The organism is Acinetobacter sp. YH12227 (assembly GCF_013417785.1).
GTDB lineage: Bacteria > Pseudomonadota > Gammaproteobacteria > Pseudomonadales > Moraxellaceae > Acinetobacter > Acinetobacter gandensis.
In genome coordinates this window covers 1-11,119 of record NZ_VPDH01000092.1, presented here as the reverse complement: position 1 = coordinate 11,119, position 11,119 = coordinate 1, and the positions used below count along the sequence as shown (strand labels likewise).

13 protein-coding genes and 1 pseudogene are annotated in these 11,119 nt (G+C 39.4%); 1 reads left to right on the top strand and 13 read right to left on the bottom strand.

Going from position 1 to position 11,119, the window contains the following annotated elements; genetic code table 11:
* The first annotated feature begins 348 nt into the window (after positions 1 to 348).
* Positions 349 to 1,334: pseudogene (locus FTV09_RS15585) on the top strand (esterase/lipase family protein).
* 68 nt (positions 1,335 to 1,402) lie between these two features.
* Here the strand turns inward: FTV09_RS15585 and rplS are convergent.
* The 13 genes from rplS to FTV09_RS15525 form a co-directional block, all read right to left on the bottom strand.
* Entirely contained in the window at positions 1,403 to 1,777 is a 375-nt protein-coding gene (gene rplS, locus FTV09_RS15580) for a 50S ribosomal protein L19 (protein ID WP_180058827.1), read from the bottom strand.
* Between the two features lie 197 nt (positions 1,778 to 1,974).
* A complete protein-coding gene (trmD, locus tag FTV09_RS15575) occupies positions 1,975 to 2,721 on the bottom strand; it encodes a tRNA (guanosine(37)-N1)-methyltransferase TrmD (protein WP_067762980.1) in 747 nt (248 codons plus the stop codon).
* Positions 2,722 to 2,763: 42 nt separating this feature from the next.
* The gene (gene rimM, locus FTV09_RS15570; protein ID WP_180058826.1) at positions 2,764 to 3,312 is read right to left on the bottom strand and encodes a ribosome maturation factor RimM; all 549 of its coding nucleotides are present in this window, start codon (positions 3,310 to 3,312) and stop codon (positions 2,764 to 2,766) included.
* Between the two features lie 18 nt (positions 3,313 to 3,330).
* The gene (gene rpsP, locus FTV09_RS15565; protein WP_005013161.1) at positions 3,331 to 3,588 is read right to left on the bottom strand and encodes a 30S ribosomal protein S16; all 258 of its coding nucleotides are present in this window, start codon (positions 3,586 to 3,588) and stop codon (positions 3,331 to 3,333) included.
* Between the two features lie 143 nt (positions 3,589 to 3,731).
* A complete protein-coding gene (locus tag FTV09_RS15560; protein ID WP_373685039.1) occupies positions 3,732 to 4,199 on the bottom strand; it encodes a type IV pilin protein in 468 nt (155 codons plus the stop codon).
* A complete protein-coding gene (locus FTV09_RS15555) occupies positions 4,193 to 4,648 on the bottom strand; it encodes a type IV pilin protein (protein WP_180058825.1) in 456 nt (151 codons plus the stop codon). Before FTV09_RS15555 ends, FTV09_RS15560 begins: the two co-directional genes overlap by 7 nt.
* A 10-nt stretch (positions 4,649 to 4,658) precedes the next feature.
* Positions 4,659 to 7,613: a PilC/PilY family type IV pilus protein gene (locus FTV09_RS15550; RefSeq protein ID WP_306669507.1), complete on the bottom strand. Its 2,955-nt coding sequence runs from the start codon at positions 7,611 to 7,613 to the stop codon at positions 4,659 to 4,661.
* Entirely contained in the window at positions 7,553 to 8,185 is a 633-nt protein-coding gene (locus FTV09_RS18255) for a VWA domain-containing protein (protein ID WP_306669506.1), read from the bottom strand. Before FTV09_RS18255 ends, FTV09_RS15550 begins: the two co-directional genes overlap by 61 nt.
* Positions 8,186 to 8,200: 15 nt before the next feature.
* Positions 8,201 to 8,965: a pilus assembly protein PilX gene (locus FTV09_RS15545; RefSeq protein WP_180058824.1), complete on the bottom strand. Its 765-nt coding sequence runs from the start codon at positions 8,963 to 8,965 to the stop codon at positions 8,201 to 8,203.
* Positions 8,962 to 9,987 (bottom strand): PilW family protein, encoded by a 1,026-nt coding sequence (locus FTV09_RS15540; RefSeq protein WP_373687716.1) that lies wholly within the window; start codon positions 9,985 to 9,987, stop codon positions 8,962 to 8,964. Before FTV09_RS15540 ends, FTV09_RS15545 begins: the two co-directional genes overlap by 4 nt.
* Complete coding sequence (gene pilV / locus FTV09_RS15535) at positions 9,988 to 10,497, bottom strand: type IV pilus modification protein PilV (RefSeq protein WP_373685041.1); 510 nt, start codon at positions 10,495 to 10,497, stop codon at positions 9,988 to 9,990.
* Positions 10,491 to 10,937, bottom strand: coding sequence for a Tfp pilus assembly protein FimT/FimU (locus FTV09_RS15530; RefSeq protein WP_180058822.1), 447 nt, complete (start codon positions 10,935 to 10,937; stop codon positions 10,491 to 10,493). Before FTV09_RS15530 ends, pilV begins: the two co-directional genes overlap by 7 nt.
* Positions 10,938 to 11,023: 86 nt before the next feature.
* Positions 11,024 to 11,119, bottom strand: a 96-nt coding sequence (locus tag FTV09_RS15525) for a transposase domain-containing protein (protein ID WP_075175639.1), incomplete at its 5' end; no start/stop codon positions are given.

Here is an 11,119-nt window from a genome sequence, read left to right as displayed (position 1 = left end):
AAATGGCTATTCTACGTTTGATTGGTTTTGGAAAAAAAGAAGAATTTAAGAAAGTGCTAGCAATTTTAAGAAAGAAAAAGCCTGATAGGACAAGGATCCTATGAAATTTGTCGTGTACAGAGTAAATACTTATATATTTCATTAAATGCCCGATCTACGTGTCGGGCTTTTTATGCAGTTTATCTTACAAACAAACCTACATTTCATCGACTAGTTCACACTATAAGCTAAAATTCTGCCTATACTCTTATTTGACAAGTAAGATTGTCATAAACAGCATAATGAAATTCATCTTAATAAATATAGATTTTACTATGCTGCACTAAAACAAAAAATGAGGAAAATTTGATGAAATATGGATTATTCATAGCGGGCTTAATCGGCCTTCCTACAATTTTAGCCACGGCCCCAACCTTCGCTGCAACGCAAGCCTCTCAGGTAACAGCCAATGCCAGTTCAAACTATGCAAAAACCAAATATCCAATCGTATTTGGACATGGTATGTCTGGTTTTATTCGAGTTGGTACCGACCCGATAGGTTTAGATTATTGGTATCAAATTTTGCCCAATCTCGCTCGAAATGGTGCCAATGTGTGGGCAACACGTGTTTCACCATTTAACTCATCGGAAGTCCGTGGCGAACAATTACTAGCGCAAGTCGAAGATGTTATTGCCATTACTGGGTCACCCAAAGTGAATTTAATTGGTCACTCACATGGTGGACCAACCATTCGTTATGTAGCTGGGATTAAGCCGCAGTATGTCGCTTCATTAACAACAGTCGGTGCACCACACAAAGGCTCACCTGTGTCCGACTTCATTTTAAATATTCGCGATGCTGCTCCAATTTTAGAAACACCTATTGTTGCTGCGGTGAACCTGTTAACAAAAGCCATAGTTTGGGCGCAAGGTTTAGACCCAAATAGCTTCCCACATGATTCACTTGCTGGTGCAAATAGCTTAAGTCTAGCTGGATCTGCAAAATTTAATCAACGCTTCCCTATTGGCATGCCAACGACTGCTTGTGGTGAAGGCGCATATACCCAACAAGGAATCTATAATTATTCTTTTGCTGGCGTTGGCACCATCACTAATATTTTGGATGTCGACTCAGTACTGAAAGTAACGAGTTTATTGATTGATGGCGGTAAGGATAATGACGGTCTTGTTCCACGCTGTAGCGCGAAATTCGGTAAAACCATCCGTGACAATTACAACTGGAATCATTTTTGGACGAGGTAAACCAAGTACTGGGCTTAAAAGCATTATTTGCACCTGATCCTGTGGATGTCTATCGCCAACATGCGAACCGCTTAAAACTGCAAGGTTTATAAGTTCAAAAGTGATATACATAAAAAAATGCGCCAAAAGGCGCATTTTTTTCACTCATTAAAACTTAAAATTAAGCTTTAACTTTACGAGCAGGTAACTTTTCACGAATACGTGCAGCTTTACCAGACAATTCACGTAGGTAGTAAAGTTTAGCACGACGAACGTCACCACGACGTTTCACTTCGATACTAGCAACGATTGGTGAGTGAGTTTGGAATACACGCTCAACACCGAAACCGCTAGAAATTTTACGTACTGTAAACGCAGAGTTCAAACCACGGTTTTTCTTAGCAATTACAACACCTTCAAATGCCTGAAGACGTTCACGATCACCTTCTTTTACTTTTACTTGAACAACTACTGTGTCACCAGGAGCAAAAGCAGGGATGTCTTGTTTCAACTGTGCATTTTCAACAGCTTGTACTAAAGGATGTTTACCGCTCATGGGGTATCTCCGATTACGCGAGTCAGAAGAGGTCTGATCATCGCAGGGTATAGAGGCTAAAGCGCATGTTACCCGTTTAACTTTCTCTCAATACTTGACCACTTCAATGTATTAAGAGCCTAATTAAAATACTTAAAGTCATCTCTAAGTATCTGTTCGAAGCAAAGCTTCTGATTTTGCAAATTCAGAAATAGAGTCTACTTTTGAATTTGCGAATCTTTTAGCCATTTTTTTTGCTGCTTGCTCAACTCAACTTGCTCAACCAATTCAGGCCGGCGCTCAAGTGTACGCTGATAACGCTGCAAAAATCGCCATTTCTCAATATTTGCATGATGTCCAGATTTAAGAACCTCTGGTACATCCAAACCTTCAAAATGATCTGGCTTGGTATATTGTGGGCAGTCTAAAAGACCATCCACAAAAGAGTCTTGAACGTGTGATTGTTCATCAGACATTGCATTCGGCAAACGTCGAATAATACTGTCTAATAAAACCATCGCAGGAAGTTCACCGCCTGAGAGTACGTAATCCCCAATTGACCATTCCTGATCAACATATTTTTGGATTAAGCGCTCATCGACGCCCTCATAACGACCACATAACACAATCAATCCATCGTAATCGACAAACTGCTGTACTGCGGGTTCATTTAGAGTTTTGCCCTGCGGTGACATATACACCACAGGAACATGAACTGCACCTGCTTGCGCTGCAAGCTCTTTGGCACGTTGAATTGACTTTGCTAAAGGCTCAGCCATCATCACCATACCTGGACCACCACCAAATGGACGTTCATCCACTCGTTTGTAGTTCCCTTCAGCAAATTCTCGTGGGTTGATGCAATGGACTTGCACAAGATCACGTTTTGCTGCGCGCCCGCTAATTCCGTACGCTGTAATCGCTTCAAACATTTCAGGAAAAAGCGTAATGACTGCAAAAAACATCGCAGATTCCTCTATTTTCCTGCTGCGTCAATCCTTAAAGGATTAGTAATCTACGCCCCAATTCACGTAGATACGACCAGCTTCGAGATCAACACGCTGTACCACATCTTTATGCCATGGAATCATACGCTCTTCGCTATCGACACTTTCGGCAGTGGCACGTACCACCATCACATCGTTAGCACCTGTCTCAAACATTTCATGGATTTGACCGAGATTGACTTCTTGATCTTCATCATCTAGACCTAACACTGTTAGACCTTTCAAATCTGACCAATAGAACTCATCTACACCCGCTTGAGGCAACTGAGTTTTTGAAATCCACACATTGGTACCAACCAAGCCATCTGCTGCTGTGCGATCACTCACACCTTTTAGCGAAACGACTAAGCCTTTACCATGCGGTTTCCAACGTTTTACATCTACAATTTGCCAACCTGCTTTGGTCTCAATGTACCAAGGCAGGTAGTCAAAAATATTGCTCATAGGTTCTGTATTGGAATAGACCCAGAGCCACCCATTTAATCCATATGCTGAACGTAGCTGTCCAATCTGAATACGATCTTCGGGAACATTCTGTGTTGGTGTCATGGGCAATCTACTACCGTATTAAACAGCAGCTGCAGCTTTTTTAGCTTGAGCAGCTAAAGAAGCAACGCGATCAGAAGGTTGAGCACCTTGAGAAACCCAATGAGCAAAACGGTCAGCATCTAAACGAAGTTTTTCTGCTTTACCTTGAGCTGTAGGATTGAAGAAACCGATACGTTCGATGAAACGACCGTCACGTGCATTACGGCTATCAGTCACAATGATTTGATAGAACGGACGTTTTTTAGCACCACCGCGTGCAAGACGAATAACAACCATGATAGAACCTTATAGTTTTTACGGATTATCCTTGTACCGACCATCGATACAACTCAAACCCCTTTCATAGAGGGCAATATTTTACGTGATATTTGCCCTGAATGAAAGATCATTTTTTGTTTATCCACAGTTTTGAATTTGGATTATTGGTTATTCCAAGTTGAAGTATCAGAAAGATCTGCAATAGTACAGGTTCGGCCTTTGGACCAAAATTTTTGACTTCGATGATTTAAACAAATAGAGCCATCATTTTGTTGAGATGTTCCTGTAACTGGTGTTGCAATCAAAGACCACGTTGTCGCAGTAACGTTAGTCAATTGAATGGTATACAAAGCCGAACCTTGACTTGGAATATTTCCAGAATGCTGTAAATCATTTAATGTCATCGGTACTTCAACATTATTTATCAATGGGACATAAGAAAAATTTGCAATTTTAAAGCGCTGAATTCGGTTTGCTAGGTCAAGCATTTCAGACTGTGCTTCAGCTCTTTTTGTTTTTCTAACATGTTCTTGATAGGAAGGATAAGCAATAGCAGCAAGTATACCTATAATTGCAACAACAATCATAAGCTCAATAAGCGTGAAGCCTTTTATCATACGATTCACCATTCTTCACGCCCCGTATTTTCTGTGCCACATGAAATAGATGCTGAATCAATAAGATTAGCTGTTTTATTTTTACACCGTACACCAGTACTAGACATTAAAAAATTGTAATTCTTTGGATCTGTAGCCAAAGCTGTAATTAACCATGTCTGACCACCAACACCTGATACTACTGTAAAATTATATTTTACAGCAGCCCCCGTTGCACCTCTAGGCTGCACATTCATACCTGTTGGCATTACAAAACCTTGATAATTGAAATTTCTAGATTTATGCCGATCTAATGCCATAGCAATTTGTTGTATTTGATCTTGAGCTTGCGTTGCCTGAGACCGACGAATGTACTCTTGATAAGATGGAATTGCGATTGCGGCAAAAATTGCCACAATCACCACCACCACCATCAACTCGATTAATGTAAAGCCTGTTCGAAAAAAATTTGTTCTTTTCATATTTCCCCCACTAAGGTGCTTTACGCGCGAGTTTTTCATACCAACGCTGTGGGATAAGGCACATTTCTGTCGCTTCACCATTACCAAAACCACCAGTCACTGTTAAAGCAATTCGACCACTTGTATTAATACAATAATTTGTAGCACTCGTATTACCGGTCGCTTTTGGTGGACAAGATTCGTCTTGGCATTCTACTGGTGGACATGTACCTCCTTCACATTCCTCTCCTCCACCTGTACCGCCACCATTTTTACCACCAACAGTAACTGTATGAATACCCACACCAATAACACTACGTGAAGGCTCTAGTATTGTCGCACATTGACCAAAAGGCATACAGAATGCAGTAAGCATACTTTCACCTTTAACACCCGCACCACAATCACCAGAAATACCCGGCTTACTTGCATCAAACGTTGATACATAAAGTTTATAGTTCATAGCTAGAGGTGTACCAAAGACCTTTTCACTTTGTTTCTTATAATTACTACAATTTGTCAGCTTACCATCCACACCAGCCGTACAATTTTGAAATTTGTAGAACCACCCCCCTTTTTCAGAATAAGGAGCAACTAAAGTTGAATTTGCAAAACGATTTGCCTCTGTTATTTCACCTAAATTTGATTTTTGAAGGTTTTCTGTATATAAATTTGTTGTTCTATTAAATAGGTCGCGACGTGCCACATCCTTATCATAAACATTATAAATTGCATCGTAATCATAACCTGCTTCAGTAGAAGAAAAATCCTTCATTGGTGTACTACGATTACCGCTTCCTTGTGAAATTACAGCAAAGGTCTCACCATTTTGATTATATAAAGAAAATCCTGGCATATCGTAAAATCTAGGACTTTTAGCACCATCATTTAATGTTAAAAGTTTAACTGGTGTTTTTGGAACAGCGCCTTTTAACTTTTGTTTATTATCAAAATCCACTCTAAATAATTGTCCACCTAGATCCCCAAAATAGATATGATCAATTAAATCATCACCATCGCGATCAACTGTACGGATTTCACTTACGACACTGTATTTTAAATCAGTATGCTTCGTTGCTATAACACCTGTATTGGTATCTGCTGCGGATGTACTTGTTACATTATCACTTGCCCACCAAAGTAGATCACCATTATCGGCATCAAACATGTAGACCCCTGCACCAATCTTATTTTCTTGTTCGTAATCATGTGCTTCGTAGCCAGAATATAATCCTTTCACACCACCTGTACGTGCATCACCATCATCACCACCAGCATCATATCCACCACCAACTAACATGACTCGTTTACGTTCACCGCCCCAGTTTACCCAACCAATCGATGGTTTAGACCAACTTTGCCCCATATATTGAAGCGGGTTAAACGTTGTAGATTTTATTCCGCTGTATACTTTTTGAGTTGCAGGATCAATATGAAATTGAAGTTCAGGACTATTTATATTACTGAGATCTAATGCATAGTAGCTACGCCCACCCATACGTAAACCACCGTACGCTATTTGCATACCTTTTTGGCTTGTTGTACGACCATTTCCTACAACCAAGCTACCAGAACTATCTACCACATATTGCGTATAAAGATTCCACGGCCCATCAATACCATAATAAAGCTTTTGCATCCCCCCATTAGTAACGCTAGACAAACGGAAAGCATCTTTTTGGTTCTCAACCATTTCATTTGGTACAAAGGCAAATCTTTCCACACCTGTTTCCGCATCAACCACATGCAGTAAGCCCTGGGTGGTCCCAAACAATACATAGTCCTCACGACCAGTAGATTCCATGACCTTTTTTGTCTTGTTATATTCCAACTTACCTTTATTCGTTACCAAAACTGGATAAGAGTGCATAACTGCACCCATTTGACGTAAAGAAGGTTGTGTAATTAAATTAGCCACTGACGTTGGTGGTGAGGCAACATCAATATTATAGCCAAGCAATGAAACTAAATAGCCACGATTCGGATCAGTTTTATATGTTGCATCCGACAGATCAGTTAACTGAACTTGACGCAATGAACCAGCTCCCCCAAATGTGTTACCAACTGCTTTACGATTTGTTAATAGTTTTCTTTCAGCATTATTTTGAACATTTGCTCCAAGTAGCATTTGTGACCAAGCACCACCACGTGCAGCAAACTTCTTACTACCCACGGTATTTTCATCACTATTTTCTACAGCCGTATCAACGCTTTTTGCCCAATAATCGTAAACTGCAGAGGTAATATTTCCGTTAGCATCATAAGTAGGCTCTTTAATACGACCATCTGTTTCAAATACTGTTGCCGAATTCTTACCTTTTAAAACTCCATTATCACCAACTAAATATTTTTTTAAATTACCTAACCATAATTGGTAATTTGTATTTGGGGTAGGCTGAAATGTTTGATAATAAGCATTATTTTGTAGTTCAGCAGGATTCAATGCATCACGAGGAATTGTTGGTGAACCAGTTGTTACCGAAGGAATATCCTTAGATAAATTACTAATAAAGTCATTCACACTTTCTACTACATCTTGAGAACTTTGACCTGAGTACCAACCGCCTTGACCTAGAATCCCCCAACGTGCAGCACGTTTAACATGAGTATTTATAGTTCCCAATGCTGCTATATTTTCTGCTTCTGTTTTCGTTTTATCAAATGAGGCAATATTATTAAATGCATTACCAAAACCAACCACTGCAGTTTTAAACTTTAACCCTTTACCATTTGAGTTAGGATCAATCAATGCAGCATTCATTTTATTAGTGCAATCCCAACCATCACTACTAGAAGTGCATGAAAATCCACTCTTATTTATCGCAATACTTGCCAATTTACTCACACCACTATTTGAGTTAGGTTCGCCATCCGTAAGCACGTAAATACCTTGTCCACTACATTGTTGTATATCCTCACTTTGTGTTAAAGAAGACGGTGATTCATATTTATTGTTTTTTTCGTTGTCGAATGTGAATAGTTCCATCCACTTTCTGCATCATCATCATCTGTTGAAACCCCCATTAAATATGCAATCACCTCAGCATAAGATTTAGCTGTTGGCGTACTAGTTTTCATTGTAATTTTATTAACTCGATCCAACAGTAATTGACGCTGCGTTTTTTCCACGCCATTTTCTATCACTTTAGCATCTAAACGGCGGGCGGGAACTAACACAGCACCTCTGCTGCTACTGCTGCCAGAATTTAAATCACCTTTGTTATTAAAGGATATGGCACCTAATGTCGATAGCCCAATAATCTTATCATCACCAATTCTTTCAACTCCTTTAGCCGTATTCCCACTTAACAAGTCACGCATAGCAACCTGAACACGTTGCCAACGAGTTTGTGTTTGACCATCTTTTTCATTCATACTAGTTGAAACATCGAGCATAAACATCAACGTGATATCACCAGATTTTGCATCTTGATAAATATCAATATCACTTGCCTGCACCACACTAGATGTAATTAATAATGTAGAGATTGCCGCTATACTTGCTGTTAATACTTTATAACGACATGAATTAATAAAATTCTTAGTTTGTTTTTTCATTTCATTACTCCAAATCTATACAAAGTCTTGAACAATCACATATTCAGTCACATGTGAAGTGTACGGAACATTTAAATCAGCAAGACACTCTGTCACTGTTTTACGTGAAATTGCATTTAGTGCCACTGAAGTACCTTCAGGAATAGTTGCTTCACTCATATGATTTCTAAAACAATTATTAATATCTGTTGTTGATGCATTAGTTAGTGTTGGCATAACCGAGACCGCAAAAACTTTTACAGGTTTAGTACTATCAAATTTAACTGTTTTGTCATCTGTACCAAATTGCGCACCAAAAAATGGATCATTTTCTGAAATACTTGTAAATTTCACAGCCACTTGTGTCATAACCGCCTTACGACCACTGGTAAAAAAGTTAGTCGAACTTTCGTCAGCATTACAGTATCCATCCACACCAAATTCATTATTTGTTGGGGCTGCCTCACCAGACTTCCAATAAATTAAACTGGCGCGATTAATATCAAAAAAATTAGGCTCTGCTCCGCGATAGCAAAAAACCATTTCCTTTTCCTTATCAGTAGCCCCACTGATATACCCGAACATACCACTCGAACTTAATGCTTGAATGATATTGTCTTCACGCTCGACATTAAAAAAAGCTGCGTCCGAGTTTTGAAGCAATAGCTGTTGCGCCTGACTATTTGTTGCAATATTTAAGCTCACTAAGCTTTGGCGAACGGCTAAAGTTCCTAGAACAATAATTGCAAGTAAAAGAAATAAGACAACAATTAAAGTTGCACCACGCTGTTTATTTATCATTGTCCTCTCTCCCCAAAAGTGTTGCGCAACGACACTGTCTGCGTGACAACTTGTCTGGCATATTTAGGAGCACTAGCTGCAGGAGTTGTTACTGTTACTTCTTGATCCAAAATCCGAAAAGTTTGATCATCTTTAAAATCAGCACCACCACCTACTGTCTGATTTGAACGCACCAAGACCCCGAGTTGAACAGCCAAAATTCTTGGACGGGGATCCATAGCCATGTATGCTGCTGCATCAACATAACGATGATTTACTCCTGACTGAATCGAATATAAAACTCTAAATTGATCTGCTCTTTTTATTATAATTTCACCAGCCCCCCCCAAGCCTTCAATTTCAGTTGGTGACCCATCTAATGGGTAATGCCCCGCATCACATGCCAATGCCAAAGGTGAATTAGGCTCACTAGTGCTATTATTAGTATCTGCTCTTAAAAAATAACGCTGAACTACAACATGTCGACCTTCTGCAAGAGTAAATTCAAGTTCATTACCCTCACAATCTGATCCGCCATACCAAACATCATCTGCTTCAGTTGCCGTATTTTTATGATCCAAAATATATTGAGGGACAAATTGAATTGTAAGCTGATCACTAGCTTCCCCTTGTACATTAGAAACTCCTGTCCACTGTGGAGCTGTACCAACTGAAAGACCACTGCTTCTACTTAAAAGAGTTTGATTTACAGAATTTCCATCTAAACTTATCGGTAAATTTGCACGTTTTACACCACTTACTTCAACAGAATTTGAAGATGAACGAAAAACCACCCCACCATAAGTTGTCAAATCGTTAATGCTAGATTGAACTGTATTTAAGTTTCCTAACCGAATATCTTTCACAATATAATTCAACCCAAAATTAGCATCATCTTGCAAACTAGCCTGTCCTTGCTGTAATGCTTGGCTACGCGAACTTGTCAGAAAGAGCATTGTGGCTGCTGCAACAATTACCAAACCTAGAGCTAATGCAATCATCAATTCAATTAAGGTAAAGCCTGCTTGTTTAATTGGGTTTATTTAGTAAACCTCCATAATCAAACATGTTGATTCCTGTTCATAGCTAGCCCCTGTTGTACAGTTCCCCGCTTCAGCACCATCAGTAGCAGAAGTATCACCCCACGCAACATAAATACATCTACGGCTATCCGTATTTCCTTGGCATGGTAAGTAATTAACAGACATTCCAATAACTCTTGCTTTTGTTGCAATCTGAGCAACATCAAAATCAGCCAAATCGGTACTAGAACAATTCGCATTAAAGCAATTTGTTGGGAAAACTCGCTGAGTATTTGCAGTATTCAGCTGAAAAGCATAAACCTCTTCAGCACCACGATTTACTCGCATTCTTTCAGCCAAATCACGTGCTAAATTGATTGCTTGTATTCGCGAGCCACTTTCAGCAGTTGCCTCGATAGCTCTATATTGCAAAGCAATAAAACCCATCACCCCTATTGCAAGGATCAAAAGAGCTACCAATACTTCAATTAAGCCAACGCCTTGTTGATTCTTCTTTTTAATCATTAGCATGTACCCTCAACAACTTGCTGAATCGTTCCCATTTTGGAAACACTAATTATTTGAGATTTACCCCCAGCAATAGAACACAAAACAAAGCTAGTATCTGTTGTTGCGCCAACTACTCCACCACTTAAGCCATATCTAATTGTTGTTTCACTTGCAGACGTTAAATGTGTTTTACCATGAGGCATCCAATTCACTACTGTGGCAGTATCTATAGGTAATGTATCTGTTTCTTTTAAATTCAAATTGACATCTATGTTTCTACGCTCCAACACTTCCTTTGCACGTGTTTGATTTAATACCCCAATAAGTTCATTTGTGCTTTTCTTTAAATTTTGGCGAACAATCATATCTCCAAACGAAGGCGCAGCCATCATGCCAATAATCGCCATCACAGCAATCGTCACCATCAATTCAATTAACGTAAATCCTTTATTTTTCTGCATACTCCCCCCAAGGCGCGCCAAACTTTACCCTATTAAAAATAATATCTAATTAAATGTAAGCGTCCGCTGAACCCCATGTCTATTTTTTAATTCGGTTCAGGTTTCCAACGATGTGGCAGCAATTCTTCAATCTGGGTCACTTTATGTGTCGGTAGCCTTTTCAGCACATCACTTAAATAGGC

Coding starts and splice junctions, on each gene's coding strand:
- rplS (WP_180058827.1), bottom strand. CDS start 1,777: ATGAGCGGTAAACATCCTTTAGTACAAGCTGTTGAAAATGCACAGTTG.
- trmD (WP_067762980.1), bottom strand. CDS start 2,721: ATGTTTTTTGCAGTCATTACGCTTTTTCCTGAAATGTTTGAAGCGATT.
- rimM (WP_180058826.1), bottom strand. CDS start 3,312: ATGACACCAACACAGAATGTTCCCGAAGATCGTATTCAGATTGGACAG.
- rpsP (WP_005013161.1), bottom strand. CDS start 3,588: ATGGTTGTTATTCGTCTTGCACGCGGTGGTGCTAAAAAACGTCCGTTC.
- FTV09_RS15560 (WP_373685039.1), bottom strand. CDS start 4,199: ATGGTGAATCGTATGATAAAAGGCTTCACGCTTATTGAGCTTATGATT.
- FTV09_RS15555 (WP_180058825.1), bottom strand. CDS start 4,648: ATGAAAAGAACAAATTTTTTTCGAACAGGCTTTACATTAATCGAGTTG.
- FTV09_RS15550 (WP_306669507.1), bottom strand. CDS start 7,613: ATGGAACTATTCACATTCGACAACGAAAAAAACAATAAATATGAATCA.
- FTV09_RS18255 (WP_306669506.1), bottom strand. CDS start 8,185: ATGAAAAAACAAACTAAGAATTTTATTAATTCATGTCGTTATAAAGTA.
- FTV09_RS15545 (WP_180058824.1), bottom strand. CDS start 8,965: ATGATAAATAAACAGCGTGGTGCAACTTTAATTGTTGTCTTATTTCTT.
- pilV (WP_373685041.1), bottom strand. CDS start 10,497: ATGCTAATGATTAAAAAGAAGAATCAACAAGGCGTTGGCTTAATTGAA.
- FTV09_RS15530 (WP_180058822.1), bottom strand. CDS start 10,937: ATGCAGAAAAATAAAGGATTTACGTTAATTGAATTGATGGTGACGATT.